This is a genomic window from Mesorhizobium sp. W016 (genome assembly GCF_054719485.1).
In genome coordinates this window covers 2,078,291-2,103,868 of record NZ_JBTTIF010000002.1, presented here as the reverse complement: position 1 = coordinate 2,103,868, position 25,578 = coordinate 2,078,291, and the positions used below count along the sequence as shown (strand labels likewise).

The 25,578-nt window shown below is 63.5% G+C and carries 26 protein-coding genes; 18 read left to right on the top strand and 8 right to left on the bottom strand.

The genetic code is table 11. The features are described 5' to 3' along the window. Window positions 1-127 precede the first annotated feature (127 nt). Window positions 128-1,213 (top strand): LacI family DNA-binding transcriptional regulator, encoded by a 1,086-nt coding sequence (locus tag ACYG9V_RS10540; protein ID WP_352762834.1) that lies wholly within the window; start codon window positions 128-130, stop codon window positions 1,211-1,213. On the opposite strand, the gene ACYG9V_RS10535 is transcribed toward ACYG9V_RS10540, so the two are convergent. The 3 genes from ACYG9V_RS10535 to ACYG9V_RS10525 form a co-directional block, all read right to left on the bottom strand. Next, complete coding sequence (locus ACYG9V_RS10535; RefSeq protein ID WP_031197971.1) at window positions 1,201-2,178, bottom strand: alpha/beta hydrolase; 978 nt, start codon at window positions 2,176-2,178, stop codon at window positions 1,201-1,203. The genes ACYG9V_RS10540 and ACYG9V_RS10535 overlap by 13 nt on opposite strands. 13 nt (window positions 2,179-2,191) lie before the next feature. Beyond that, window positions 2,192-3,340 (bottom strand): Gfo/Idh/MocA family protein, encoded by a 1,149-nt coding sequence (locus tag ACYG9V_RS10530; RefSeq protein ID WP_023714869.1) that lies wholly within the window; start codon window positions 3,338-3,340, stop codon window positions 2,192-2,194. Between the two features lie 254 nt (window positions 3,341-3,594). Further along, window positions 3,595-4,356 (bottom strand): DeoR/GlpR family DNA-binding transcription regulator, encoded by a 762-nt coding sequence (locus ACYG9V_RS10525; RefSeq protein ID WP_023686999.1) that lies wholly within the window; start codon window positions 4,354-4,356, stop codon window positions 3,595-3,597. Window positions 4,357-4,518: 162 nt separating this feature from the next. Between ACYG9V_RS10525 and ACYG9V_RS10520 the strand changes: the two genes are divergently transcribed. The 9 genes from ACYG9V_RS10520 to ACYG9V_RS10480 all read left to right on the top strand — a co-directional run bounded on the left by ACYG9V_RS10520 (window position 4,519) and on the right by ACYG9V_RS10480 (window position 13,376). Beyond that, the gene (locus ACYG9V_RS10520; protein WP_023692211.1) at window positions 4,519-5,319 is read left to right on the top strand and encodes a beta/alpha barrel domain-containing protein; all 801 of its coding nucleotides are present in this window, start codon (window positions 4,519-4,521) and stop codon (window positions 5,317-5,319) included. Window positions 5,320-5,322: 3 nt separating this feature from the next. After that, entirely contained in the window at window positions 5,323-6,273 is a 951-nt protein-coding gene (locus ACYG9V_RS10515) for a PfkB family carbohydrate kinase (protein ID WP_352514642.1), read from the top strand. A gap of 90 nt (window positions 6,274-6,363) precedes the next feature. Further along, window positions 6,364-7,509, top strand: coding sequence for an ABC transporter ATP-binding protein (locus tag ACYG9V_RS10510; protein WP_023682644.1), 1,146 nt, complete (start codon window positions 6,364-6,366; stop codon window positions 7,507-7,509). A 115-nt stretch (window positions 7,510-7,624) separates the two neighbouring features. Further along, a complete protein-coding gene (locus ACYG9V_RS10505) occupies window positions 7,625-8,872 on the top strand; it encodes an ABC transporter substrate-binding protein (RefSeq protein ID WP_023709986.1) in 1,248 nt (415 codons plus the stop codon). A 140-nt stretch (window positions 8,873-9,012) separates the two neighbouring features. Then, entirely contained in the window at window positions 9,013-9,909 is an 897-nt protein-coding gene (locus tag ACYG9V_RS10500) for a carbohydrate ABC transporter permease (protein WP_023823537.1), read from the top strand. Window positions 9,910-9,913: 4 nt separating this feature from the next. Continuing rightward, window positions 9,914-10,756, top strand: coding sequence for a carbohydrate ABC transporter permease (locus ACYG9V_RS10495; RefSeq protein ID WP_023745614.1), 843 nt, complete (start codon window positions 9,914-9,916; stop codon window positions 10,754-10,756). 40 nt (window positions 10,757-10,796) lie between these two features. Continuing rightward, window positions 10,797-11,618, top strand: coding sequence for a sugar phosphate isomerase/epimerase family protein (locus ACYG9V_RS10490; RefSeq protein WP_023823538.1), 822 nt, complete (start codon window positions 10,797-10,799; stop codon window positions 11,616-11,618). A gap of 4 nt (window positions 11,619-11,622) precedes the next feature. Then, window positions 11,623-12,348, top strand: a complete 726-nt coding sequence (locus tag ACYG9V_RS10485; protein WP_027050141.1) for a ribulose-phosphate 3-epimerase — start codon at window positions 11,623-11,625, stop codon at window positions 12,346-12,348. After that, entirely contained in the window at window positions 12,348-13,376 is a 1,029-nt protein-coding gene (locus tag ACYG9V_RS10480; RefSeq protein ID WP_352762838.1) for an ROK family protein, read from the top strand. The genes ACYG9V_RS10485 and ACYG9V_RS10480 overlap by 1 nt, the downstream gene beginning before the upstream one ends. A 169-nt stretch (window positions 13,377-13,545) precedes the next feature. Here the strand turns inward: ACYG9V_RS10480 and ACYG9V_RS10475 are convergent, their stop codons facing one another. The 3 genes from ACYG9V_RS10475 to ACYG9V_RS10465 all read right to left on the bottom strand — a co-directional run bounded on the left by ACYG9V_RS10475 (window position 13,546) and on the right by ACYG9V_RS10465 (window position 15,129). Beyond that, on the bottom strand, window positions 13,546-13,755 hold the full coding sequence (locus tag ACYG9V_RS10475) for a hypothetical protein (protein ID WP_352762840.1): 210 nt from the start codon (window positions 13,753-13,755) through the stop codon (window positions 13,546-13,548). Between the two features lie 83 nt (window positions 13,756-13,838). Then, entirely contained in the window at window positions 13,839-14,120 is a 282-nt protein-coding gene (locus ACYG9V_RS10470) for a hypothetical protein (protein WP_023686988.1), read from the bottom strand. Between the two features lie 91 nt (window positions 14,121-14,211). Further along, window positions 14,212-15,129, bottom strand: coding sequence for a LysR family transcriptional regulator (locus ACYG9V_RS10465; RefSeq protein WP_352762843.1), 918 nt, complete (start codon window positions 15,127-15,129; stop codon window positions 14,212-14,214). Window positions 15,130-15,231: 102 nt separating this feature from the next. Between ACYG9V_RS10465 and ACYG9V_RS10460 the strand changes: the two genes are divergently transcribed. The 3 genes from ACYG9V_RS10460 (at window position 15,232) to ACYG9V_RS10450 (ending at window position 17,428) form a co-directional block, all read left to right on the top strand. After that, on the top strand, window positions 15,232-15,870 hold the full coding sequence (locus ACYG9V_RS10460; RefSeq protein ID WP_023686986.1) for a DsbA family protein: 639 nt from the start codon (window positions 15,232-15,234) through the stop codon (window positions 15,868-15,870). Window positions 15,871-15,922: 52 nt separating this feature from the next. Next, window positions 15,923-16,531, top strand: coding sequence for an NAD(P)-dependent oxidoreductase (locus ACYG9V_RS10455; RefSeq protein WP_023692222.1), 609 nt, complete (start codon window positions 15,923-15,925; stop codon window positions 16,529-16,531). 165 nt (window positions 16,532-16,696) lie between these two features. Next, window positions 16,697-17,428, top strand: a complete 732-nt coding sequence (locus tag ACYG9V_RS10450; RefSeq protein ID WP_023753996.1) for an SDR family oxidoreductase — start codon at window positions 16,697-16,699, stop codon at window positions 17,426-17,428. On the opposite strand, the gene ACYG9V_RS10445 is transcribed toward ACYG9V_RS10450, so the two are convergent. Continuing rightward, the gene (locus tag ACYG9V_RS10445) at window positions 17,379-18,311 is read right to left on the bottom strand and encodes a LysR family transcriptional regulator (protein WP_352762845.1); all 933 of its coding nucleotides are present in this window, start codon (window positions 18,309-18,311) and stop codon (window positions 17,379-17,381) included. The genes ACYG9V_RS10450 and ACYG9V_RS10445 overlap by 50 nt on opposite strands. A 280-nt stretch (window positions 18,312-18,591) precedes the next feature. On the opposite strand from ACYG9V_RS10445, the gene ACYG9V_RS10440 reads away from it, so the two are divergent. The 5 genes from ACYG9V_RS10440 to ACYG9V_RS10420 all read left to right on the top strand — a co-directional run bounded on the left by ACYG9V_RS10440 (window position 18,592) and on the right by ACYG9V_RS10420 (window position 24,367). Further along, entirely contained in the window at window positions 18,592-19,506 is a 915-nt protein-coding gene (locus tag ACYG9V_RS10440; RefSeq protein ID WP_352762847.1) for a dihydrodipicolinate synthase family protein, read from the top strand. Window positions 19,507-19,743: 237 nt separating this feature from the next. Continuing rightward, entirely contained in the window at window positions 19,744-21,606 is a 1,863-nt protein-coding gene (locus ACYG9V_RS10435; RefSeq protein ID WP_027050144.1) for an ABC transporter ATP-binding protein, read from the top strand. After that, window positions 21,606-23,492 (top strand): ABC transporter ATP-binding protein, encoded by a 1,887-nt coding sequence (locus ACYG9V_RS10430; RefSeq protein ID WP_023667888.1) that lies wholly within the window; start codon window positions 21,606-21,608, stop codon window positions 23,490-23,492. Before ACYG9V_RS10435 ends, ACYG9V_RS10430 begins: the two co-directional genes overlap by 1 nt. Before the next feature lie 363 nt (window positions 23,493-23,855). Continuing rightward, complete coding sequence (locus ACYG9V_RS10425; protein WP_023667887.1) at window positions 23,856-24,020, top strand: DUF3309 family protein; 165 nt, start codon at window positions 23,856-23,858, stop codon at window positions 24,018-24,020. Window positions 24,021-24,232: 212 nt separating this feature from the next. Then, a complete protein-coding gene (locus ACYG9V_RS10420; protein ID WP_352762602.1) occupies window positions 24,233-24,367 on the top strand; it encodes a hypothetical protein in 135 nt (44 codons plus the stop codon). Here the strand turns inward: ACYG9V_RS10420 and ACYG9V_RS10415 are convergent. Continuing rightward, window positions 24,358-25,539: an MFS transporter gene (locus ACYG9V_RS10415; RefSeq protein WP_023704772.1), complete on the bottom strand. Its 1,182-nt coding sequence runs from the start codon at window positions 25,537-25,539 to the stop codon at window positions 24,358-24,360. The two genes, ACYG9V_RS10420 and ACYG9V_RS10415, sit on opposite strands and share 10 nt — an antisense overlap. Between the last annotated feature and the right edge of the window lie 39 nt (window positions 25,540-25,578).

The following is a 25,578-nucleotide window of genomic DNA, read 5'->3' as shown; positions in this document are numbered from 1 at the left end:
TTGCGCGTTGAACCCACTGACGTTTCCTGTAAATTTCGTCTGCCGTTGCGTGGCGGACGCGCCGGCTGCAGGACCGTGGGCAGCGTCAAGGGATGACCGAGGTTCTGGCGCGCCAGACGAGGATTGAATGCCAATGACGCACAAGACGATGGAGGATTTCGCCCGCTCCTGCGGCGTCTCCAGGCCGACGCTGTCGAAATATTTCGACGATCCGACCAGCGTCAAGCCGGCAACGCGCAAGCGCATCGAAGAGGCGTTGCGGTCGTCCGACTACCAGCCCAATCTGTTTGCCCGCAACCTCAACCGCAAGCGCACCCGCGCCATCGGCATTGTCGTACCGACGGTCACCGATCCCTTCTATTCCGAAATGGTCAGCCGCATCGAGCTCAGGCTGCGCGACGAGGGCTACTGGCCGATCGTCATCTCCTCGCATGGCTCAACCGAGCTCGAAATGGAGGCGACACGTACCATCCTGTCGCTGAAAGTTTCGGGCGCGCTGATCGCGCCGCTCGGCTTGCGCTCGGACCGGCGCACGCTGGAGAAGCTGACCCAGACAATGCCGGTCGTCTATTTCGACACCTATCTTGAAGGCGGCACGCCCTTTGTCGGCAACAACAATGCCCAGAGCGTCTCGACCATCGTCGACTATCTCTGCCGCTCCGGCGACGCCCCGGTCTATTTCGACATCCCGCATGTCAATCACAATTCGCCGGAGCGCCTGAACAGTTACGTCGCCGCGATGCGTCAACTTGGCCAGGAGCCGGTGGTTATCGGCAACACCCGAGACTACACATGGGATTTCGAGCGCATCGGCTACAAGCAGATGGAACAGATGCTCGGGGCCAGCGGCCTGCCGGGCAAGACCGGGGGTCTGCCCGGCAAGACCGGAGGTCTGCCCGGCAAGACCAGAGGTCTGCCCGGCAAGACCATACTGTGTGCGAATGACCGCCTGGCTTTCGGCGTGATGGCGGCAGCCTTCGCGAAAGGGCTGAAGATCGGCCGCAAGGCCGATTGCGACCTGCGTATCGCCGCCCATGACGACCATCCGCTGAGCCGCTACACCTGCCCCGCACTGACCACCATCGCGCAGGATTTTGCCGCCATGGCGGGGCGCAGCGTCGAGACACTGCTCGCTTTGCTCAACGAGGATACGGCAAACGTCGCGCCGAAGGTCAGCCTCGACGCCGCCCTGGTGATGCGTCAGTCCGCTTGAGCCTTTCCAAAGGCAGGATCGAAGCTTCGCCACGCGGCAATGGCGGCGGCAACCGCCTGTCTCGCTGCCGGGCCGTGACGGCCCATCGAGACGAAGCCGTGGATCTGACCGGGCCAGTGTTCCAGCACGACCGGCACGCCAGCCTGCTGCAGACGCCTGGCATAGGCCTCGCCTTCGTCGGCGAGGATGTCGTGACCGGCGATGGCGATGAAGGTGGGCGGCGCACCGGCGAGGCTTTCCGCCTTCAGCGGTGAGGTACGCCAGTCGCCGATGTCGGCGGCATTGCGGACATAATGGTCGCGGAACCAGGCCATGGTCGAGGCGGTCAGGCCAAAGCCTATGGCGAAGCGGCGATAGCTGTCCGTCGTCTGCCCGGCATCGGTGTTGGGATAAAACAGCAGCTGCGCTGCCGGCGGATTTTTGTCCCCCCGCGTGAGCAGGCCGAGCACCGTAGCGAGATTGCCGCCGGCGCTGTCGCCGGCAACCGCAATGCTGGCAGCCTCGATGCCGAGTTCGTCCGCCGCGCTTTGCATGAAGTTGAGCGTTGCGCGGCAATCCTCTATTGCCGCCGGGAATTTGTGTTCCGGCGCCAGCCGGTAGTCGACGGAAACGACGACAGCGACTGCCTCGTTGGCGAACCAGCGGCAGATCTCGTCATGCGAGTCGAGATTGCCGATTACCCAGCCGCCGCCATGGAGATAGAGCAGCGCCGGAGCGCCTGCCGAAGGCGCGCCCTGCCCGCGATAGATCCTGAGCCTCAGCGGACCGCCGGGTCCTGCAATGATGCGCTCGCTGATCGACGCGACCAGCTCGCGCTCGCCTTGCAGGGTCGGGAAGCCTTCATTGTAGGCGCGGCGCGCCTGCTCAGGCGTTCCCGTTTCGAACGGCGGCGCGCCGGCCTGGCTGCCGAGCTCGAGCACATGCCGGGCCTCCGGATCTAGGGGCGACGGGGACGGTGGCGTCACGGGCGAACCTCCGTCAGGCAAGCAGGGTTGCGGCTTCGTCTTCGCCAAGCAGCGGCGGCTGGTCGACCGTGCCGTTGACGGCAACCGAGCCACGGCTTTCGCCCGAACCCAGGATCGCCTCCATGATCTCAAGCACATGCAGCGCCAGCTCACCGGAGGCGCGCGGCTTTCTGCCCGCGGCCAGCGCGCGCGCCAGATCGGCGACGCCGAGCATGCGGTAATTGGCGCGGTCGGGCGCGGAATAGGGCCAGTTGCGGTCGCCATAGAGTTCGCTCTCGCTGGCGAAATCGGCCCAGTCGGCGCCACGCTCCGACAGCGAAACGGTGCCGCCGAACGTGTCGGGGTCGGGCAGCCTGAGCGAGCCTTCGGTGCCGTGCAGTTCGATCGGATGGTTGGAGTGTTTGAACACGTCCCAGGAGGCGCCGAAGGTGACGGTGGCGCCGGAACGGAATTCGAGCAGCGACACTATGTTGGTCGGCGTGCCGACCTTGAATGTCGTGTTCTTGAACGGCCCGTCGGCCGTGATCAGCCTCTCCTCCTGGCCGTGCGTCGCCATCGCCATGACGCGCTCGACCGGTCCGAGCAGGTTGACCAGCATGGTCAGGTAGTAGGGACCCATGTCGAACACCGGACCGCCGCCGGGCTGATAGTAGAATTGCGGATTGGGATGCCAGTGCTCCATGCCCCGTCCCATCATGAAAGCGGTGCCGGTCACCGGCTTGCCGATCGCGCCGTCATCCATCAGCCGGCGCGCGCGGCGGCCGGCTGCACCCAGGAATGTGTCCGGCGCCGAGCCGATCAGCAGGCCGCGCTTCGCGGCCTCGGCGACAAGCCGGCGGCCGTCGGCGGCGGAGGTTGCCAACGGCTTTTCGGTGAAGACGTGCTTGCCCGCCGAAAGCGCCGAGAACGAAATATCGAAATGCGCCGCGGGGATTGTCAGGTTCAGCACGAGGTCGATATTGGGGTCGGCCAGCAGCGCGTCAACGCCGAGGGCGCGGATGCCGTATTCCCTGGCGCGCAGCTCGGCCATGTCAGCGGAAATGTCGGCGCAGGCGCGTAGCTCGACACCACCAAAGAGCGCTGCATTGCGCAGATAGGTCATCGAGATGTTGCCGCAGCCGATGACACCGATGCCGAGCTTTGTCTCTGATTTTCCGTGCATTTCCAGCTTTCCTCCGAAGCCAAGGGCATGCTGCGCAACCGTTGCAGTTCCCACGACCCCCCGCAATCCGCTATACAGGACTTTAAATGTTGACGCGCGTAAAATTTTTATAGAGCTTATGAGAATTCTGGCGTGCACTGGGAGGCCGCCAGCGTGAGGAGGAGAACATGACCGGCATGAAAAACGGCCGACGGCCGCTGCGAAGCCCGTGGCTCATGCGCGCTTTCCGTCGCGCATCAGAGACCGGGATGGGTTCAGGCATAGATCACCTTGGCCCCGATCCTATCAAGCTCGCTGCGTATTGGACCGGGCAGGCCATCGTCGGTGATCACCACATCGACGGCCGACAGCGAAAATGCCTTGGACGTCCCGCTGACGCCCCATTTGCTCGAATCGGCGAGCAGGACAACGCGCCGGGCCATGCGAACGAGGTTTCGCTTCGTTCGCGCCATGTCTTCGTTCACGTCGACCACATCCAGTGACGAGTCTATCGCATGCGCTCCAACAAAGACCTGATGCGCTACCAGGCCGCCGAGAGCCGTATCGGCATCGGTGATCAGCGTGCTCACCGTGTCGGGATAGACCCGGCCGCCGATCATATGAACGTCGAGCCCGGGACGATGCATAAGATGCTGCACGATATTCATGGCCGTGGCCGCGACCACGACATTGCTGAGCGGCGGTAACTGCATGGCAAGCTGCATCAAGGTCGAGCCACCGTCGAAGATGATCGACTGGTTGTCCTCGAAAAGGTCGAGCGCCGCCCGGGCGATGCGCTTCTTTGCGTCGAGGTTCGTTTGCATCCGCCGCGCGAACGCGGCCGTCGTCGAATCGGTGGTCCGGGTCACCGCTCCTCCACGGGTCTTGGTCAGCAGTCCCTTGCGGTCCAGTATTTCGAGGTCGGAGCGCACCGTGACCTCCGACACGCCAAACCCGTCCGACAGGTCCTTGATGCGAACCTGTCCGCTGCGTTGCACCTCGCCCAGGATCGATTGGCGTCTCTGCTCCGACAACATTGCCCTGCCCTTGCCTGCCTGCGCCGAGCAATCGCGCCGGCCTCGGCTCACCTTACCGGAAATATGCAGATTCGAAAGCTTTCGAAAGATTGTTTTTCTTTTTTCTTTCGGAAACACTGGATTGAGCATTTTTAAATCAACCGATCAGGGAATTTTGAACTCATGAGCCTAGGAACCAAGGTGCGTCTCGCGCGCCTCTTCTCGCATCCATCGGGGAACCTTTTTGGCGGCGCGGTCGACCACTTCGTCGGCTATGGCGACGTGCGCAAAGGCGGCCTTGCCGACCTGCCGGGTGCGCTCGCACGCGTCATGGCGGGCAAACCCGACTATGTCAGCATCCAGCCTGGCACTGCGCGCCATCTGTGGCCGCAATATGCGGGCAAAGCTTCCCTGGTAATTCAGGCGGGCTGTTTCACCGCGGACGATCGCATCAGCGAGCTGATCGCAACGCCCGAGGATGCGGTGCGCGCGGGCGCCGATGCGTTGGCCGTGGCCATTCCGGTGCGCGGCGCGACGGAGGGCAAATACATACGCTGGCTGACCGATTCGGTGAATGCGGCGGCCCGCTACGGCATGCCTGTGGTGGCGCATATCTACCCTCGCGATTTCACCGACGGAGCAAAGATCGTCTTCACCCCCGACGAGATCGCCTATGCGGCGCGCATCGGTTACGAGTCCGGCGTCGACGTGATCAAGATCGGCTACACCGGCGATTTCGAGTCGTTCCGGGAGACCGTCCGGACCTGCCCGGTGCCGGTTGTCATCGCGGGCGGTCCAAAGACCGATACGCTGCTCGGCGCGCTTCAGCAGACGGCGGACGCCATCCGTGCCGGCGCGCGCGGCGCCGTGGTCGGCCGCAATCTCTGGGGGCACGGCGATCCGGAGAAGGCAGCGCTTGCCTTTCGCGGCGTCATCCATGACGGCCTTTCGGCGCAAGACGCCCTGGCGAAGGCGGGTGCCTGAACGATGCCCACCATCCCCTCGATCCTCGGCTTCGGCGCTATTGCGATCGACGACATCGTCTACGTCGATCAGCCATTGTCGGCGGGCAAGGGTAAGGTTCTGCAAAGTACCCGCGCCTTCGGGGGAAATGTCGCGACGGCGCTGGCCGCCGTCGCGCGGCTCGGCGGAACCGCCGGGTTCGTCGGATGGCTGGCCAGTGCCTCGGACAACGCGGTGCAGCTCGATCTCGTGGCGAGCGGTATTGAAACCGCATTCGCGCCGCGCCATCCCGACGCGCGCCCGGTGCACTCGCGGATCACCGTCGGCTCGGACGGGGAAAGGTTCATCGCGTATGACGACGATGCGATGCTGGGCACCGCTCCGGACTTTCCGGACGATATCCTCAGCCGCGCAACCGTCCTGATCGTAGATAGCTATGCGACCGGGTCGCTGGATGTCGTGGCTCGGGCTCGCGATCTCGGCCTTGCGATCCTCGGCGATATCGAATGGAGCAGCGGCCCCGCCACGGAGCGGCTGATCGCGCTCTGCGACCATCTCATTGTTCCACTTAGCTTTGCACGGACTGCCACGGGGCGCCGATCGCCTGCCGAGATGCTCGATGCCTTGTGGTTGCCATCGCGATCCGCCGTGGTTCTGACCGATGGAGGCAGGGGTGTGTACTATCGCGGCCGTGAAGAGACAGGTCTCTGGCACCTGCCCCCGCACCGGGTTGCGGTCGTCGACTCCACAGGCGCGGGTGACTGCTTTCATGGCGCCTATGCCCATGCGTTGACGCGCGGAGCCGACACCGCGGGCCGGGTGGCATTCGCGGCCGCGGCGGCGGCCGTTTCGATAACGGGGCGTGGCGGGCGCGAGGCGCTTCCGACCGAGGACCAGGTCACGCAACTCCTGGCATCGGCGAACGCGCCGTCAGCAGTCAACCTGAAAAATGCGCATGTGGATGCTGGAGCATGACCTGAAACGATCCGACGAAACATTTCGCAGGCGAACACAAGCCCAGGAGAATCATAAAAAATCAGGGCTTATACTTGTGGAGGGAGGAATATGGCAGAAGTCATTCTTGAGAAGATCTGCAAAACCTACGGGAACAGTTTTCGCGCAATCGACCAGTTGAACCTGTCGGTCAAGGACGGCGAGTTCTTGATCCTCGTCGGGCCTTCCGGCTGCGGCAAATCCACGGCGTTGCGAATGATCGCGGGGTTGGAAGACATCACCAGCGGCAGCCTTCGGATCGGCGGGGTCGACGTCGTCGACATGCCGCCCAAGGACCGCGACATCGCGATGGTGTTTCAGAGCTACGCGCTCTACCCGCATATGACGGTATCCGAAAACATCGCCTTTTCGATGCGGCTGGCAGGCAAGCCGAAGGCCGAGCGCAAGAAGCGCGTGGACGAGATCGCCAAAACTCTTCAGCTGACGTCTTTGCTGGACAGCAAACCCGCGAACCTGTCAGGCGGGCAGCGTCAACGGGTTGCCATGGGCCGCGCCATGGTGCGCGAGCCGGCCGCCTTTCTCATGGACGAGCCGCTTTCCAATCTGGATGCGAAACTGCGTGTGCAAATGCGCGCCGAAATCACCAGCCTGCAAAAGCAGCTCGGCGTCACGACCATTTACGTGACCCACGATCAGATCGAAGCGATGACGATGGGCGACAGGGTCGCGGTGCTGAAAGGCGGTGTGCTGCAGCAGGTCGACACCCCCAAGAGGCTCTATGAATCGCCGGTTAACGCCTTCGTTGCCGGCTTCATCGGCTCTCCTTCGATGAACCTTTTCGAGGCGACCCTGAAGGGCGGCGAGCTCGCTTTTCGCGACTTCGCCGTCCGGCTGCAGGATGCAGCCCTCGTGCGCAGGCCGGCCTTGAGGTCGTATGCGGGGCGCAAGGTCGTGTTCGGGATCAGACCGGAGGATCTTTATGACAGCAGCCTTGAATCCGGTCGCAAGTATCAGACGATACCGGCCAGGGTGACCTCGATCGAGGAACTCGGCTCCGAACAGATCGTCCACATGAACATCGACGCGGTCCGGGTGGACTCCGGCGATCCGGATGCGGTGGATGATTTCGGCCTGGCGTCGAACGCGGTGGCGAGGTTCGAGCCGATCAGCGCCGTCCGCTCCGGCTCGGAAATCCGGTTGGCCGTGGATGATGCCAAGTTCCATTTCTTCGATCCCGAAACGCATCTGGCGATCTGAAGATCTGCGGAAGACCGCGGGCGGGAGCGAGGTGCCTGCGGAAGATACAAGAAGGCTTCTGAATGAACAGACGATCGTCCGCATTGTGCGGCCGATCTTGAAGAAGGAGGAGAAAATGATGTTTCGGATACGACCCGAGATGCTGAAAATAGCCGCGGCCGCATGGTTGCTTGGTGCAACCGGCGCCATGGCGGACACGACGCTGGAATTCACCCAATGGTGGGAGCCCGAATTGCCGGCGGGATCGCTCAGGGCAATCATGAACGACTTCGAGGCTGCAAACCCCGGCATCAAGGTGACGCTGGTCAGCGGTCCCTATGCGACCACGCGAGACCAGATCTCGGTCGGCGCCGCAACCGGAACGCTCAGCGACGTCGTCGGTCTCGACGGCGCCTGGGTGAACAATCTAAACGCGCAGGGTGCGCTAGCCGACATGAACCCGATGATGGATGCGAGCGGGTTCGACAAGACCCAGGTCGCGGATATCATCAAGGTGGACGGCAAGGCGGTGATGTTTCCCGTGGCTTCGTTCGTCTATCCGGTCTTCGTCAATCTGGACCTCGCCGCCCAGGCAGGCGTCACCAAGCTGCCGTCGACCCGCGCGGAGTTTCTCGAAGCCGCCAAGAAGATGACCCATGCCGACAAGAACCAGTATGGCTGGGTGCTGCCGCTGTCGCTGCAAACGCCGTCCGGTGTCCAGAACGACCTGATGTCGTGGGTCTGGGCCTCGGGTCAATCGATGATGGTTGAAGGCAAGCCGGCTCTCGAGGGCAAGCCGGTCGTCGATATGCTCACCTTCGTCAAATCGCTGAACGACGCCGGCGTCATCTCGCCCGGCATTGCCACCAAGACCGAGCAGGAAAAGGTCGAGGAATTCGTCAACGATCGGGTCGGAATGATGATCGACTCGCTCGCGCATGTGAATCTCATCCGCAAACGCAATCCCAAGCTGAACTTCGACCTCATCCCGGTCCCAGTCGTGGCGGACTACAACGGCAAGCGCGGCCTTCCCTATGCCTCCTGGGGCATCGGCATCTCTGCCGCCTCGAAACATCAGGATGAAGCCTGGAAGCTCGTCCAATATCTGATGAGTGAAAAGGTGAATGCCAAGCTCGTGTCGCTTGCAAACGCCTTCCCGGGGAACGTCAACGCCAAGCCCGATTTCGTGACCTCGGACAAGGCTTTCGCCAAGGCTTTCGAAATCTTCAAGACCGGCTATCTCGCCAACGAGTTCACGGGCCTGCCGGTGGCTGAAGACCTGATGACCCAGTTCGACGTGGAGGCTCAGAAGATGCTTGCCGGCGAGCAGTCTCCGGAACAAGCCGCAACCAACGCTCAAAAGGGCTGGATGGCGAAATTCTGAGCGGCCCATTGCCCGTTTGCTATCTTCCACCGGGTGTCCCGGCCTCGGCCAGGCCACCCGTCAACAACGGATCGGCAATTTGAGATGGACCTGTTTTTGAAGCGCACCTTCCTCCTGAAGGCACATCCCAGGGGTCGCACATGACCGGGCAGCAGCGCTCCCACCATCGACTGAAACGAGCGGTCGCACCCTATCTCTATCTGTCACCATCGCTCCTCATAATCGGCCTTCTGATGCTGCTGCCGATGGTGACGGTGATTGGCTATTCGTTCCAGAACAGCGCGGTGCTGCGTCGCGATCCGTCCTTTGCCGGACTGAAACACTACCAGGCGATCTTTGCCGATCCGGTGTTCTGGGCCTCGCTGTGGCACACGCTCTACTTCACCTGCATGAGTGTCGTCTTCCATATGACCATCGGCATGGTCTTCGCACTCATGCTGAACAGCGACCGCATCAATCCGACGCTGCGCAACATCCTGCGCGTGCTGTACATACTGCCCTGGCTGTTCACCGCGGTGATTATCGCGGTGATCTGGCGCCTGCTGCTTGAGCCGAATGGTGTCGTGAACAGTGTTCTCATGCAGATCGGCATCATCGGTTCCAAGGTCGAGTGGTTTTCCTCGCCCGCGACCGCGCTGCACGCCGTCACCTTCGCCAATATCTGGGCGGGCTACCCGCTTTTCATGGTCAGCCTGCTCGCAGGCTTGCAGGGCATTCCCAAGGATTTCTACGAGGCCGCCGATATCGACGGCGCGAAGGCCTACCAGAAGCTGATCTTCATCACCATTCCGCAGCTGATGCCGATCATCATCAGCATCTCGCTGCTCGACTTCATCTGGACCATGCAGGTCTTTCCATTGATCTGGATAACGACGGGTGGCGGTCCGATCTACTCGACCGAGGTCCTCAGCACCTACACGTACAAGCTGGCGTTTTCGAGCTACAACCTGTCGCAGGCCTCGGCGAGCGCCGTGGTCATCCTGCTGATCTCTCTCGGCCTGACGCTATTCTACATCCGCTATCAAAAGGCTCGGTAGTCACATGAGGAAAAGACACACACCGAAAGACAGGCTGATCACCGCCGCGCTCCATGTCGCGCTTGCCGCAGGCCTCTTGTTCGCGGCCTTCCCGATCTACTGGATGCTGAGCAGCTCGTTCAAGTCGAATACCGAAATCTTCGCCCTGCCGCCAACCGTCCTGCCGAAGGCCTTCACGCTGGAAGCGTATGCGGCCATCCTTGGTGATCCGGTAAAGCTGCGCTTCTTCTTCAACAGCTACTTCGTCGCCGGAGCGGTGACCGTGCTGACGGTGCTGATCGCCTTGCTGGCAGCCTATGGGTTCAGCCGTTTCAATTTCCGCGGCAAGGGCAGCCTCAACACTCTCATCATCAGCACGCAGACGATCCCGCCGATCACGCTTTTGATCCCCTTTTTCGGGCTTGTCGTCTCGTATGGCATCTTCGACACCTATGTCGCGCTGATCCTGACCTATCTGGTGTTTACGCTGCCCTATGCGATCCTGCTGATGACGGGATATCTGAACACCTTGCCCCGCGACCTCGATGAAGCGGTGGCTGTCGACGGCGGCACCAGTTGGACCGCGCTGTGGCGGGTGATCGTGCCGATTTCACTGCCCGGTATCGTGGCGACGTCGGTCTACACCTTCCTGTTGTGCTGGAACGAATTTCTCTTTGCGCTGACGCTGACGAAGTCAACGTCCATGCGCACCGTCCCGATCGGCATCCAGCTGTTGATGGGACAACACGCCTTCGAATGGAACCAGATGATGGCGATGAGCGTGCTCGGCTCGCTGCCGCTCCTGGTCATCTACCTGGTTGCCCAGAGGTTCTTCCTCGCCGGCATGACCGCAGGGTCGGTCAAATAGGATGTCCCTCCAACGGAGAGTGGAATCAAGAAACGAAAGGATGACCGTGAAAGACCTGAAAGTCGGTTGCCAGACCTTTACCTGGGAAATGCTCGGCGACCGTTTTGCCGGCAGCCCGGACGATCTGCTCAAGGCGATCGCCCATGGCGGCTATGCCGGCATCGAGATCACCGACACGATGATCGGCCGCTATGCCGGCAAGCCAACGGAGTTCGCCGCCGCGCTGAAGTCATCCGGGCTGACGCTCGTCTCCTTCGCCTTCGGCTCCAAGAGCGGTTTCACGCTTAGGGATGAGATCGGCGCCGACCTGGAGACCGCCAAACGCTGGATCGACTTCGCCGCCGCCTTTCCCGGCGCGCTGGTGTCGATGGGCTCGGCCACGATCGTTTCCGACGGGCCGCGCGACGACAAGTTTGCCATCGCCGCCGAGGTCTACAACAAAGCCGGCGAGCTCGGGCGCGAGGCCGGCGTCCAGGTCGCGGTGCATCCAAGCTCGCATCACAACACGCTGCTGTTCGACCGCGCCGACTATGATCGCATCTTCGGGCTGGTCGACGCCTCGCTGGTCGGCTGGGTGCCGGACACCGGCCACATCTTGCGCGGCGGCCAGGACATGGCGGATACGCTCACCACTTATCGCGACCGCATCCGCTATGTGCATCTGAAGGATGTCGACGCGAATGGAACCTGGGCGATGCTCGGCAAGGGCGTCTGTGACACGGCGAAGGTGATCGAGATCGCTGGTGCTGCACCCAATTTCAACGGCTGGCTGGTGCTGGAGGAAGAGTCCGAAACGGCCGCCGCCGACCCTGCCGGCGCCGTCAAAACCAACCGCCAGACAATGCGCGGCTACGGAGCCTGAGACGATGACGACGAACAAGCCCCTGTCCGGCCCCGCCGCAATTGCCGCCCTGCCGCGCAACCGGCTTATCGGCGAGTTTTCGCTGTGGTCGGCCGACCTCGCCAATATGGAGCGCGATTTGAAGCGCATCGAGACCCATGCCGATGTCCATCATATCGACGTCGCCGATGCCCGCTTCACCCCTGGCTTCCTGTTCTTCCCGGACCTGGTGGCGCACATCGCCAAGCTCACCGCAAAGCCTATCCATGTCCATTTGATGGTCGAAGCCGAGATCGTCGAGGAACAGACGCGCCAGTTCATCGAGGCCGGCGCCGACCTGATCAGTGTGCACGCCGAAAACGGCGAGACCGGTCTGCGCGCCGTGAAACTGGCGCGTGAACTCGGGGCCGAGGCCGGCGTGGTGCTGCGGCTGGAAACACCGGTCGCGGCCGTCACGCCCTTCCTGCCGGAAGTGGCGTTCGTGACGCTGCTCGGCACTTCCATCGGCGTCAAGGGCCAGAGCCTGTCCGATCAAGCGTGTCCGCGCCTGATCGAGGCGCGCGCGCTGATGCGCAAAGCCGGCCGCGAGGCCGACATCGTGCTCGCCGCCGATGGCGGCATCCGCCATGAGACAGTGCCTTTGCTGCGCGCCGCAGGTGCGCAGACCGTGGTGCTGGGCTCGCTGGCCTTCGGCGATCCCGACCTTGCCCGGCGCATGGCCTGGCTGCACGGGCTGGAGGTCGCCGCCTGATGAACAAGATTGCGCTCGCCTTCGATCTCGGCGGCACGGCGCTGCGCGGTGCGCTGGTCGAAAGCGATGGCAATATCGTCGCCCATGCTTCAGCGCCGACGCTTGCCGGTGCGGGATCGGAGGCGGTGATCGGCCAGATCGTCGCTCTGGCAGGCACGCTGCTTAGGGAACACCCGCAGGCAAAGGTCGCCGGCATCGGCGTCGGAGCACCGGGACCGCTCGACCCCAAGGCGGGGATCGTGATTGCGCCGCCGACGCTGGCCGGCTGGCACGACGTGCCGCTGATCGACATTCTGGGGCAGCATTTCGGCTTGCCGGTGCGGCTGGAGAATGACGCCAATGCGGCGGCGCTCGGCGAATGGCGTTTTGGCGCCGGACGTGGCAGCGGATCGCTGGTGTTCGTGACTGTGTCCACCGGCATTGGCGGCGGCGTCGTCGCCGATGGCCACATCTATCACGGCAGGCGCGGACTGGCGGCCGAGATCGGCCACATGACCATCACCGGTGAAGGCGACCGCTGCTTTTGCGGCGCCATCGGCTGCTTCGAGGCCGTTGCCTCCGGAACCGCGCTCGGCCGCCGCGCCACGCGACTGACCGCGCCGGGCGACGGCTCGCTCTTACGACGGCTGTCAAATGACGGCGACGTCTCGGCCAGGCATGTCGTAGAGGCTGCCAAGGCCGGCGACGCCAACGCTCTCGACCTGATCGAGGCGGAAGCACAATGGCTGGGCATCGGCTTCACCAATGTCTTGCATCTCTATTCGCCCGATCTGATTGTCATGGGTGGCGGCCTTTCCAACGGGTTCGACCTTCTGGCACCGTCGATCAGAGCGGTCATCCAGCAGCGGGCGATGCCGGCCTATCGCGACGTGCCGATCGTGCAGGCTGAACTCGGCGACCGCGCCGGGCTGATCGGCGCCGCCAGCCTGATCCTGTGGGAAGGCGAACCGGGTGCGCCGCTGGCGATGGCGCAGGACGACAAGGACAGAGGCGCGACCGCCGATGCCAGAGAGGCAAGCCACGGCTGAGCTCAAACTGCGCGGCGCGCAGCGCCAGGGTCCCCGAAGAGGACCCCTACCCTTCGCGATTCCAGCTGGCGTATTTTCGGATCGTTTGCCGCTTGTCTTCCGACAAGCCAACAAAGAGATTCTCCTCGAGATAGCCTTGCCGGATGAGATTGGCGAAGACCTGTATTAGCTATGAATAGCGATAGTCGAACATCTGGTCGATCTTCCGTCGCTGCTGCCGCAGAAAGTCTTCGACGTCCCACATTTCGGAAGGCGTTGCCGCAACGTGGGCCCTGCTCTTGAGTTCAGCCAGCGTCTTGTCGAGCGCCACCTTCAGCGCTGCGTCATAGGCTCTGCGAGCGGCCTTCCTTTCGGACGGAGACCATTTTTCGACGGTCATCGGCTATCTCTATCGAGTTCGCGGTGGCCGGCATCCGGTAGAACCCTCGACAGGCGCAGGACAGCCCCGCTTTTGGGGCCGTTCTACTTCCCGCAATGGTGATCGTTGACCTTGTTCAGCGCATTCGCGTCCGGCCCGACCCTGTCGTAGGAGCAGGGGCCGGCAGCCGTGGTGACCAGCATCTTATCATAGTAGCGCGGGCCGCCGAACAGGGCATAGAAGAGGTCGCGATGGGCGGGAACGTAGCGTTGCTCCGGTTCCGGCTGGCGATGGCGGTGCTTCTTCTCCTTGGCGAGCGCTGCGGTAGACAGGCTGCAGCCAAGCGCGAGAACAAGGGCGGAGGTCGCGAGGATCTTGATGGTCATCGGCAATACCCTTCTGACGGTTCGGAATCGCAGCATATCCAAAAGCGTGGGCCGAACAAAGGTTCCCTGATTACCATAGCCAGCGCCGAAATCAGCCTGTAACGGCACTGCGCGCCCGCCGCCTTTCCGCCGCAACCAGCAAGTCGACGAAGGCGCGCACCTTGGCCGGCCTGAAGCGCGCCGGCGGGAAGACGGCGTGGATGCCCCCGGACGGCAAGGTCCAATCCGCGAACACCCGCACCAGCCGTCCCCGCGCAATGTCGTCGGCGACACTGTAGTCCGGAAAGATGCCGAGGCCGATGCCGGCCAGCACGCAGGACAGAACGCCCGGTGTCTTGTCGCAACTGACGACAGGGTTGAGTTCGGCCAGCACCGTTTCCGTGCCCCTCGAGAACAGCCATTGGCCCACCCCGCGCAACTGGGCGTTGCCGACCCAGGGCAGCGACTTCGCCCGCCTGGGGCTGGCTTCCCCAGGCAGCCTGGCGGCCAGTTCCGGGCTGGCGACGACGAATTGCTGCAGGCTGCCCAGCCGCCGCGCCAGATTGCTGGAATCGGCAAGCCAGCCGACGCGGATGCCAAGATCGATCTGCTCGTCGACCAGGTTGCTGACCGCATCGTCGAAGATCGTCTCGACCCGCATTTTCGGGTATTTTCTGAGATAGGCGGCGATGGTCGGCGCCACGACCTTCTCGCCATAGTCGAGCGGCGCCGTCAGCCGCAGCGTCCCCGTCGGTTGCGCCGCGCGCTGCGAAATGTCGCCATAGGCTGCCTCCGCCTCGCGCAGGATGATCGCGGTCCGGTCATAGAACAGACGACCCTCTTCGGTCGCCGTCACGCGCCGCGTCGTGCGCCGCAGCAGCGTTGCACCGAGCTCTTCTTCGAGCTTGGCGACCTGATGGCTGACCACAGCCTTGGCAACATCGAGACGGTCGGCAGCGGCCGTGAACGAGCCGGTCTCCACCACGGTGGCGAAGTAGACGAGCCGGTTGAGATTGAGGAGTTCGGTCACAGGCAGCTCATTGTATGATTTGATCAGACAGATTGTATGATTGATCGCTATTTTTCGCAACCGGTCCAGCTGTCATCTATCGGGCAACAGAATGAGGCCGCCATGACCAATGCAACCCTAACCTATCTTTTCGACCCGCTCTGCGGTTGGTGCTATGGCGCCACGCCGATGCTGGATCGACTGGCCGCCGGCGGGACCGCGCTCCAACTGCTGCCGGTGGGGCTTTTCTCCGGTGCCGGCGCGCGGCCGCTGGATGCTGGTTTTGCCGCCCACGCCTGGGACAATGACCAGCGCATCGCGCGGCTGAGCGGACAGCGCTTCAGCCAGGCCTATCTCGACAATGTGCTCAATGTCAGCGGCACCTTGCTCGATTCTTCCGCTGCCACCATGGGCATCAACGCCGCCGGGCTGGACGACTGGCGCCAGGAACTTGCGGCACTGAAGGCGATCCAGCATGCCCGCTATGTCGACGGCCGCGATATTGTGACGGTTGACGGCGTCGCCGCGGTACTGACCGACGCCGGCATGAGCGACGCGGCAAAGCTTTTGAAAGCGCCGACGCAGCCGTTTCTGGCGAAGCATGACGACCTGGTCAGCCGCGGGCGGATGTTGTTCCAGCGGCTGCATGTCAATGGCGTTCCCGCGCTCGCGGTGATCGGCCAAACGGCGCCGCGCCTGATCGGCGCCAACGCGCTGTTCGGCAGCTACGACAATCTCGTCGCTCACATCGAGGCGGCGTAGGCCCAGAAATTCTCCCCAGACGAAATTCTCCCCAGACGAAAGGAAAATCCCCATGAAAATCGCACTTATCGGCGCGTCCGGCCAGGTCGGCTCGCGCCTGCTTAAGGAACTCTCCGATCGCGGTCACAGCGTCACCGCCATTGCCCGGCATCCAGACAAGATCGCGGCACTTCCGGGCGTGACTGCCAAGAAGGGCGACGTCTTCGACAAGGATGGCCTTGCCGCCCTGATCAAGGGGCATGACGCGGTGATCTCCTCGGTTCATTTCCTCGACAGCGATCCCGATACGCTTATCGCAGCCGTGCGTGCTTCCGGCGTCAAACGCTACCTCGTCGTCGGCGGCGCCGGCAGCCTTGAGGTTGCGCCCGGCAAGCGCCTGGTCGACACGCCGACCTTCCCTGATATCTACAAGGCCGAGGCGCAGAAGGGCGCCGACTTCCTCGACACGCTACGGACGGTCGACGATCTCGACTGGACCTTGCTGTCGCCTTCGGCGCTGTTCGTCGCCGGCGAGCGGACCGGCAAATACCGCATCGGCAAGGACACGCTGCTGACGTCCGACAAGGGCAGCAGCATTTCCTTCGAGGACTACGCCATCGTCATGGCCGACGAGATCGAAAAGCCGGCGCATATCAAGCAGCGCTTTACGGTCGGCTATTGAGCGCACTTCTATTGACAGGTGGGCCACTCGACGGAGTGGCCCGCGTCGGTTCCTATCGACGATAGTGCCATCGGAGTCTCCGATGGCACTATCGCTTTCTTCCGTTTCCACTCCTGCCGCCGGTCTGCGACTCTCGCCGGAGCGGTTCAGGACAGGAACGGAAACATGGCAGACATCGCAAAATCGAAAATCGCTATCATTGGCGGCAGCTCCGGAATGGGGCTGGCGTTGGCAAGGCGGTGCCTGGACTCAGGCGCCGAAGTCATCATAGTCAGCCGCAGTGAAGCCAGGCTCAAGCGTGCCGGCGAGGCGCTGCAGAACCCTTCCGCTTTGAGCGCCGTCGCGGCCGATATCGCCAGGGAGGATCAGGTCGCTGACCTGTTCAAGCGAATTGGCCGGCTCGACCATATCGTCAGCACCGCCGCCGATATCGAAGGCGCCTATGAGCTATTGCCTTCAGTCGACCTGAAGGCGGCGCAGCGGGTCGTCGAAAGCAAATTCTACGGGCCGCTGCTGCTCGCCAAGCATGGCGCGCCGCAGCTTTCGGCCAACGGCTCCATCACCTTCACCTCAGGCATCGCCGCCTACCGGCCGGCGGCGCGCGGCTCGGTCGTTGCCGCTGTCAACGCTGCGCTGGAAGGGTTGGTGCGGGCGCTGGCGGTCGAGCTGGCGCCGGTCCGTGTCAACGCCGTCTCGCCGGGCTGGGTCGACACGCCGATCTGGAGTTTTGTGGCCGGCGACAAGAAGGACGAGACGCTCGATGCAATGGCCAGGCGCCTGCCGGTCGGCCGCGTCGGACAGCCGGACGACATTGCCGATGCCATCGCCTTTCTGATGGGCAACGGTTTTACGACAGGGACGGTTCTGCATGTCGAGGGCGGTCATCGGCTGATCTGAGCGCAGCGAAATTCCTGGCCGCGGCCGCCAGCAGCAGTTTCAGCGCCGGCGGCTGAACCCGCCGGCGGCGCCAGACCATGACCAGCGACGCCGTGCGGGCCGGACCCGGCCACGGCAATTCGACGATCTCGCCGCGATCGAGCGCGTCGGCAACGGCCAGCCGCGGCACCAGGCCCATGCCGACACCAGTCGCCACCAGGCCCGCAATGGCGCCGATGCTGCCGACTTCGGCGGCAAGTTCTGGCGCTGCCATCTCGGCAAAGGCAGTGTCGAACAGATGCCGGTAGACGCATCCGGTTTCCGTCACCACGAAACGCATCGCGGCGAGCGCGGCCAGGTCGCTCTGCCCCGATGCGGGCGCATGTTCGGGTGAGGCGACAAGGACCAGCGGCTCGGCCGATATCGTGCGCCGGGCCAGGCGTTCATCCAGACCGCCTTTGTCGAAACAGAAGACGACGTCGATCTCGCCTTCTTCGAGCTGCCGCAGCAGGGCATCGCTGCCGGCGATTTTGAGCCGCAGACCGATCTCCGGGTGGTCGCCTCGAAAGGCCGCCAGCCATTGCGGAAGTTTGACAGTGGCAATCGTCTCCAGCGCGCCGACCGTAACCGTTCCGGCGGTCATTCCCGTCGTTGCCTCGACGGCAATACGCGCCTCCTCCGCCAGTTGCAGAATCTCTTCCGCATAAGGTTTCAGCGCGTCGCCGGCCGCCGTCAGGTCGAGGCCGTGGCGCGAGCGGATGAAGAGGACGATACCAAGTTCGCTTTCCAGCGACTGGATCTGGTCGCTGACGCTCGACTGCGCCAGATGAACCTCCCGCGCTGCGCGGGTGATGTTGCGGTGCCGCGCCACGGCGAGGAAGGTCTTGAGCAATCGTGGGTGCATGCCGTTTCCGAATCTGTCTCTGTTCGACATTTCGGGCTTGGCTGGTCCATTTGCAACCCTGGTCCATTTGCAACCCCGGTCCATTTGCAACCCCGGTCCATTTGCAACCCATTGACGCCGGCTTCATCTGGTTGCGGCAGACCAGGGGCCAGAATTTCGCGGCAATGACCCGCAAGTTTTCTCACGGCCGGCGCGGTGGCCCAAGAGATCGCCTCTGGCAGATCGCATCGCACGTATGCTCTATGCCAAGCTGATTTCCAGCACCGATGGAAGGACCGACATGCCCCGCCCGCAAGGAACCATCGCCCCGATCCTGACGCCGTTCGAGAACGATGGCCGCATTGCCCGTGACCTGTGGATCTCACATGCCAAATGGGTGCTGGGCCAGGGCGCGCATTTCCTGTCGCCGTTCGGCACCACGGGCGAGGCACTGTCGCTCTCGCTCAACGAGCGCATGCAGGCGCTGGAATGGCTGGTTGCATCAGGCATTTCGCCGGGGCGCATGATGCCCGGCACCGGCGTCACCGCACTGCCCGAAACCGTCGAACTGTCGAAGCACGCGGTCGGCCTCGGCTGCGCCGCCGTGATGGTGCTGCCATCGTTCTTCTACACGGCCGCCGGGGACGATGGCCAGGCGCGCTACTACAGCGAGCTGATCGAAAGGGTGGCCAACCCGGCGCTGAAGATGATCCTCTACCACATCCCGCAGAACTCCGGCGCGCCGGTAAGCCCTGCCCTGACCGCCCGGTTGAGCGCGGCGTTTCCAGAGACGGTCGTCGCCTACAAGGATAGCGCCGGCGACTGGAACAACACGGCGGCGGTGATTGCCGCCGCACCCGACGTCGCGGTGTTCCCCAGCTCGGAGGCGCAACTGACCAAGGGGCTCGCCAGTGGTGCTGCGGGCTGTATCTCCGCGACCGTCAATCTCAACGCTGCGGCCATCCGCGCCCTCTACGACGCGACGATCGCTGGCCAAGACGTCAGGGAAGCGGACGCCGCGATCAGGGCGTTCCGCAAGGTGATCCAGGATGCAGGCCTGATCCCGGCAATGAAGGCCGTGCTGGCGGTGCGCTCCGGCGACAAACGCTGGCTCAACCTGCGCGCGCCGCATGAGAATGCGACGCTGGAAAGCGGCAAGGCGCTGCTCACTGCGCTCGGTCCCGCAGCCGATCACATTGGCCGAGGTCACGCATGATGGCGGTTGGCGCAACCCACATGCTCGCATCTTTTCAATCGGCCTAAAGTGACGAGCCTGCCGCCTCTAACGCCGACACGGGCTTAAGCGGTCGCGGACGATCAGCCCCTTTCAGGCACAGTGCGATACCGCCATTGGCCCTTGAACGGTCAAAATCGAGGCGTACGATCGCGGTATCTGAAACTGAGTCTGTTTTCATTCGTCTGGGCTAATGTCCGGACCGGATTGGATATTTCCTTGGCAAGGGACGCAACCAGCGGCGCGGCGAAGCGCGGCAAATCGTTTGCCCATGTGGCGGAGGCGTCCTGGGGCAAGGGCCTCAGCACGCTGCTGCGCATCGTGCGCATGACGCTGCGCCATCCTTGGCAAGTTGCGATCACCATCGCCTCGACTTTCATCGCCGCGACGCTGCAGCTGTTCATCCCGCGCCTGCTGGGCCACGCCATCGACCAGGCGCAAGGCGTGATGGCTGGAGGCGGCGGCGCGGCGGCTGAGCAGGCGCTGTGGACGACGGCGATCACCTTGCTCGTCGTCAGCATCCTGCGCGGCCTCTTCACGATGGCGCAGAATTATTACGGCGAGGCCGTCGGCCACCGCACCGGCTATGAGCTGCGCCTGGCTTTCTACGAAAAGATCCAGCGGCTGAGCTTTTCCTTCCATGACCGGGTGCATACCGGCGACCTGATCACGCTTGGCCTGCTCGACCTCGACGGCGTGCGCATGTTCTTTTCCACCGGCATATTGCGCGTGGTGCTGCTCGGCGTGCTGATCGGCGTCGGCTCCTATCTCCTGATCAGCACCGATCTCGAGCTCGGGCTGCTCAGTCTGAGTTTCGTGCCGTTCGTCGCCTGGCGCTCCTCGGTCACACAGCTCAGGCTGCGCAGCACCTGGCTGACGCTGCAGGAGCGGCTGTCGGTGCTGAGCCGGGTGATGGACGAGAACCTCGGCGGAATCCGCGTCGTGCGCGCCTTTGCGGCGCAGCGGCATGAGCTGGAAAAATTCGACCGCGCCAAGAAGTCGGCGCTGGAGCTTGCCGACCAGCGCGTCGACATCCGCGTCTCCAACACCAGCGCCATGAATTTTTCCTTCCTGGCGGCCATGGGCCTGGTGCTGTGGTTCGGTGGCCAGAAGGTGATCGCGGGCCAGATCAGCGTCGGCACGCTGGCGCAGTTCCTCACCTTCATGACCATCCTGCAGATGCCGGTGCGCCAGCTCGGGCTGATGGTCAACTCGTTCGCCCGCGCCTCGACCTGCGGCACAAGGCTGTTCGAGCTGCTCGACGCCGAACTTGACATCGAGGATGCGCCCGATGCCAAGGATCTCGTGGTCAGCGAAGGCGTGCTGCGCTTCGACAATGTCGGCTTCCGCTACGCGGGCGCCGGCGGCCGGCCGGCGCTGTCGGGCATTTCCTTCGAGGCCAGGTCCGGCGAGACCGTCGGCATTGTCGGCCCGCCGGGCAGCGGCAAGTCGACCATCGCGCATCTGATCCCGCGCTTCTACGATGTGAGGTCAGGCGCGATCACCATCGACGGGCAGGATATACGCGAGGTCACGCTGCAATCGCTGCGCAAGGCGGTCGGCGTCGTGCAGCAGGACGCTTTCCTGTTCACCACCTCGATCGAAAACAACATCGCCTATGGCAATCCGTGGGCGCGCGAGACCCGCATCGGGCAGGCGGCTGAATACGCCCAGCTGCACAATTACATCATCGGGCTTCCGGCCGGCTACACCACGGTCGTGGGCGAGCGCGGGTCATCGCTTTCCGGGGGCCAGCGGCAGCGCCTGACCATCGCCCGCACCCTGATGCTGCGGCCTTCGGTGCTGGTCTTCGACGATTCCACCGCGGCTGTCGACGCCGGCACCGAGCAGCGAATCCGCACCGCGATGAAGCGCTTCGCCAAGGACCGCGTGACGCTGATCATCTCGCACCGGCTGAGTTCGCTGATGCATGCCGACCAGATCCTGTTCATCGAGAATGGCCGCATCGCCGAGCGCGGCACGCACCAGGAATTGCTGGCGCTGGGTGGTCGCTACCGCGCGCTTTACGACCTGCAGCTGCGGCCGGACGACGATTTGCCGGTGGCGGTGGGAGCCGCATAATGTCGACACCGGGTCACGACGAAAAAGAAGACACCAGCCGGCGGCCCACCAGGGCCGTCGTCGGTTCGCACCGCGACGAGGAAGAGGTCTTCGGCAAGGTCTACGATCCGCGCATCGTGCGCCGCATCTGGAGCTTCGTGAGACCGTATCAGGGCCGGATCTTCATCTCGGTGGCCGCCGTTTTGGTGTTCACTCTGACGCAATTGGCGATCCCGCTGGTCATCCGTTACGCCATCGACCACGGCATGGCGGCGGGCAAGGCCGACAGCTCCGTCATGAACTGGGCGATCGGTGCCTTCGCCCTGATCATCCTGATCAACTATGCCGCCAGCTATGTCCAGGAAAGCGTCGTCGGCAAGGTGGCCGAGAATGTGCTGTCGGATTTGCGCCGCGCCATGTTCAGCCATCTGCAGCGCGTCTCGCTGGGCTTCATGGACAAGACCGAGGTGGGCCGGCTGATGTCGCGCCTGCAGGGCGACGTCAATTCCATGCAGGAATTCCTCGAGACCTCGGTGATGTCGGTGGGCGACATCGTGCTGCTGTTCGGCATCGTCAGCGTTCTGTTGTGGCTCGATTTCCGGCTCGGTCTGCTGACGCTGTCGACCATGCCGGCGTTGTTCATCGTGCGCCTGTTCTGGCTGCCGCGCGCCAAGATCGCCTTCATGGCCGCGCATGAGACCAACTCGATCGCCAATGGCGCGCTGGCCGAAGGCATCCATGGCGTTCGCACGGTGCAGAGCCTGGAGCGCCAGCACGTCAATTTCGACCTTTATGACGAGAAGGTGCTGGCCAATCTCAGGGCTCACCTGACCTCGGCCAAATATGCGCAGGTGATGGTGCCGATCGTCGACACGCTGACCGGCATTGCGATGGCAACCGTGATCGTCGTCGGCGGCTCGATGGTGCTGTCGCACAGCCTCGACATCGGCGTCATGGTGGCGTTCCTGTTCTATATCCAGCGCTTCTTCGACCCGATCCGCTCGCTCACCATGCAGTACTCGGTCATGCAGCGCGCCATGGCGTCGGGCCAACGCATCTCCGAAGTGCTCGACGTACCGGTCGACGTCAGCGACAGACAGGGCGCGGTGACGCTGACGCGCGACATGGACGGTTCGGTCGAGTTCAGGAACGTCACCTTCGGCTACCGGCAGAACCAGCCGGTGCTGAAAAACATCTCCTTCCGCGTCAATCCGGGCGAGACGGTTGCGCTTGTCGGCCCCACCGGTTCGGGCAAGTCGAGCTGCATGGCGCTGGTGCACCGCTTCTACGACGTCTGGTCGGGCGAGGTGCGGGTCGGCGGCCACGATGTGCGCGACGTGACGCAGGATTCGCTCGGCGATCAGGTGGCGATGGTGCTGCAGGAGCCGTTCCTGTTTTCCGGCACGGTGCTGGAGAACATCCGCTACCACAAGACATCGGCTACCAGCGAAGAGGTTGTGCGCGCCGCGCAAGCCGTTGGCGCGCACGACTTCATCGAGCATTTGCCTGACGGCTACGACACCGAGCTCGAACAGCGCGGCGGCAATCTGTCCCTCGGCCAGCGCCAGCTGATCAGCTTTGCACGCGCACTGGTGGCGGATGCGAAAATCCTGGTGCTGGACGAGGCGACGGCGAGCATCGATTCCTACACCGAGATGCTGATCCAGAAGGCACTGGTCACGCTGCTGGAAGGCCGCACCGGGCTGGTCATCGCGCACCGGCTGGCGACCATACGCGGCGCCGACCGCATCATCGTCTTACAGAACGGCGAGATCGTCGAGAGCGGAAATCACGAGCAGCTGATGGCGGCCAAGGGCCTCTATGCCAGGCTCTACAACATGAACTACGCATCGTTCGACGATATTGCCGAGGAAGACATAGGCGCGCCGGCCGGCAAGGCGACGTGAGCTGCTGCCGGTTCAGCTCGACTGGGAATGGTGCGGGGCCAAAACTCGTCGTCGACCAATTCGGCTTCAGATGACGACACGTTTCAGCCCGCCTTCCAGCGTAAGCCCGGCGTCACGCCTGCCGCGCGTTCAGGTGGAGGAGCGGCCGGCCGCCTAAAGGGCAATCCCGCGTAAATTCTGAATTCTACGCGCCGCCTGGCGCGCGATGCACGCGCAGCTTGCGCCTGAACCTCAGCAAACGCCGTCATGATGGCTTTCGTTCCTTAGCCGTCGGATGAAAATCGCCGGGGAACAGGAAGGCTTGCTGGGAGTTTAGTTCTTCGAGCCGCGCCGTGAACGGCGCGGCAGCGAAGGAGACGGCATATGGGCCTGGGTACCATTCTTATTATCATCCTGATCATCGCGTTGCTCGGCGGCTTCAGCGGCCTCGGCGGCGGCCCGTTCTACGGCACTGGTTACTATGGCGGCGGTGGCCTCGGGCTGGTGCTGATCATCGTGATCATTCTGGTTGTTCTCGGGCGAATATAGCGTCGCCATTGGCGGCCGCCGAGTTTCTACGGCGGCCGCGTTTTCGCCTGACATCGAGGTTTGAAGACATGGCAGCTGAAGACATTGCTGGTCCGGACTGGGCCGGCGTCGGCGCGAGCGAGAGCGAACGCGACGAGCTGGGATATCCTAATGGTGGCACTATCCGAAGGCGGCGGGCGTAAGCTGCAGACCCCGACACCCGCCTGGCGGCCGTGGCGTTCATCGAGGCGGATCGGACGCTTCGAGAAACCCAGGACGGCGACGAGGCGGGTCCGGCCTTTCTCGCTATTGTCGACAAGGGCAGCATCGGCCTGAAGGCCGCAATGGTAGGCACGCCTTACGCCTGAACGCGGTCAACCCGCCGTAACTCCGCCAGCAGAAACACCACCAGCACGCAGCACAGCAGGCCAAGCGACAATGGCAGTCCCTGATGTCCGGTCAGTTGCATCGCCAGCCCGGCCACGGGTGAGCCGACGATGCCGCCTACCCCCCATACGAACGCGAAGGCGGCATTGCCGGCGATCAAGGCTTGACCGGTGAAACGCTCGCCGAGCTGGATCAGCGACAGCGTGTAGATCCCGAACGAGACCCCGCCCCAGACGAAGAAGAGCGGCCAGACAAGCCATGTAGCGAAGAGCAACGGCAACAGCAAACAACCGGCCAGGCAAGCCAGGACACAGAACAGCATCATCGGCTTCGAGCCAAACCGTTCGGCGGCGCGCCCAAGCACGACCTGCAGCACGGCATTGCCGGCGATGAAACAGGTGATGAGCGAAGCGATGCGCTGCTCAGTGCTGCCGAGCGCGGCACCATAGACCGCGAACAGCGAAAGCAGGACTTGCTCGAAGGCGGCAGCCGTGAAGACTGCGAACAAGAGCAGCGGCGCCAGCGCGAAGAAGCCGCCGACCGACACCGCTTCGCCCTCACGCGGCATGTCGGGCAGGCGTGGCGCGACGGCAAGCACGATCAGGCCGCAGACAAGGAAGGCCGCGCTGCCGATGATGAATGGTGGCCATCCTTGCGTGCCGACCAAGCCTAGCGACAGCGGGCCGAGGCCAAAGCCGGCGGAAACGATGGAGGAGTATAGGCCCATGATGCGGCCTCGGCGTGCGGCGGGTGTGATCGAGACCAGCCAGGTTTCACTGATCACGTAAAGCGGATTGGCAAAGAAGCCGAGCAGGAAGCGCAACGGCATCCAGGCCCATACATCCTGCGTCCAGGCAATCGCGATCAGGACGGTTGCTGCCAGGATCGAACACACAACCGCAAAGCGCGCCGCGCCCACCCGCCGGACCAGCGCCGGCGTGAAGAGCGACGATATAATGAAACCCAGAGGCGTCATCGCGGCCGAGAGGCCGATAAGGCCCGGTGTCGTCCCTTGCCGTTCCAGGATGAAGCTGAGCAGCGGATAGGTCAGCCCCTGTGCTATGGCGAACACCGTAACTGTCGCGATGATGCCGGCCATCGCGGCCCATGCGATGTGGTTCTCCGGCGGTGACGTCGCGTCTTCGGCGCTCATGCCGACTTCGAAGCAGGATCGGCACGTTCCGGCAAGTGC

Excerpts from the sequence above, each read along its gene's own strand:
- ACYG9V_RS10500 (WP_023823537.1), top strand. The coding sequence starts at position 9,013 with ATGACCGGGCAGCAGCGCTCCCACCATCGACTGAAACGAGCGGTCGCA.
- ACYG9V_RS10505 (WP_023709986.1), top strand. The coding sequence starts at position 7,625 with ATGATGTTTCGGATACGACCCGAGATGCTGAAAATAGCCGCGGCCGCA.
- ACYG9V_RS10515 (WP_352514642.1), top strand. The coding sequence starts at position 5,323 with ATGCCCACCATCCCCTCGATCCTCGGCTTCGGCGCTATTGCGATCGAC.
- ACYG9V_RS10490 (WP_023823538.1), top strand. The coding sequence starts at position 10,797 with ATGACCGTGAAAGACCTGAAAGTCGGTTGCCAGACCTTTACCTGGGAA.
- ACYG9V_RS10425 (WP_023667887.1), top strand. The coding sequence starts at position 23,856 with ATGGGCCTGGGTACCATTCTTATTATCATCCTGATCATCGCGTTGCTC.
- ACYG9V_RS10480 (WP_352762838.1), top strand. The coding sequence starts at position 12,348 with ATGAACAAGATTGCGCTCGCCTTCGATCTCGGCGGCACGGCGCTGCGC.
- ACYG9V_RS10455 (WP_023692222.1), top strand. The coding sequence starts at position 15,923 with ATGAAAATCGCACTTATCGGCGCGTCCGGCCAGGTCGGCTCGCGCCTG.
- ACYG9V_RS10445 (WP_352762845.1), bottom strand. The coding sequence starts at position 18,311 with ATGCACCCACGATTGCTCAAGACCTTCCTCGCCGTGGCGCGGCACCGC.
- ACYG9V_RS10460 (WP_023686986.1), top strand. The coding sequence starts at position 15,232 with ATGACCAATGCAACCCTAACCTATCTTTTCGACCCGCTCTGCGGTTGG.
- ACYG9V_RS10495 (WP_023745614.1), top strand. The coding sequence starts at position 9,914 with ATGAGGAAAAGACACACACCGAAAGACAGGCTGATCACCGCCGCGCTC.
- ACYG9V_RS10475 (WP_352762840.1), bottom strand. The coding sequence starts at position 13,755 with ATGACCGTCGAAAAATGGTCTCCGTCCGAAAGGAAGGCCGCTCGCAGA.
- ACYG9V_RS10540 (WP_352762834.1), top strand. The coding sequence starts at position 128 with ATGCCAATGACGCACAAGACGATGGAGGATTTCGCCCGCTCCTGCGGC.
- ACYG9V_RS10525 (WP_023686999.1), bottom strand. The coding sequence starts at position 4,356 with ATGTTGTCGGAGCAGAGACGCCAATCGATCCTGGGCGAGGTGCAACGC.
- ACYG9V_RS10485 (WP_027050141.1), top strand. The coding sequence starts at position 11,623 with ATGACGACGAACAAGCCCCTGTCCGGCCCCGCCGCAATTGCCGCCCTG.
- ACYG9V_RS10520 (WP_023692211.1), top strand. The coding sequence starts at position 4,519 with ATGAGCCTAGGAACCAAGGTGCGTCTCGCGCGCCTCTTCTCGCATCCA.
- ACYG9V_RS10470 (WP_023686988.1), bottom strand. The coding sequence starts at position 14,120 with ATGACCATCAAGATCCTCGCGACCTCCGCCCTTGTTCTCGCGCTTGGC.
- ACYG9V_RS10510 (WP_023682644.1), top strand. The coding sequence starts at position 6,364 with ATGGCAGAAGTCATTCTTGAGAAGATCTGCAAAACCTACGGGAACAGT.
- ACYG9V_RS10530 (WP_023714869.1), bottom strand. The coding sequence starts at position 3,340 with ATGCACGGAAAATCAGAGACAAAGCTCGGCATCGGTGTCATCGGCTGC.
- ACYG9V_RS10415 (WP_023704772.1), bottom strand. The coding sequence starts at position 25,539 with ATGAGCGCCGAAGACGCGACGTCACCGCCGGAGAACCACATCGCATGG.
- ACYG9V_RS10440 (WP_352762847.1), top strand. The coding sequence starts at position 18,592 with ATGCCCCGCCCGCAAGGAACCATCGCCCCGATCCTGACGCCGTTCGAG.
- ACYG9V_RS10450 (WP_023753996.1), top strand. The coding sequence starts at position 16,697 with ATGGCAGACATCGCAAAATCGAAAATCGCTATCATTGGCGGCAGCTCC.
- ACYG9V_RS10430 (WP_023667888.1), top strand. The coding sequence starts at position 21,606 with ATGTCGACACCGGGTCACGACGAAAAAGAAGACACCAGCCGGCGGCCC.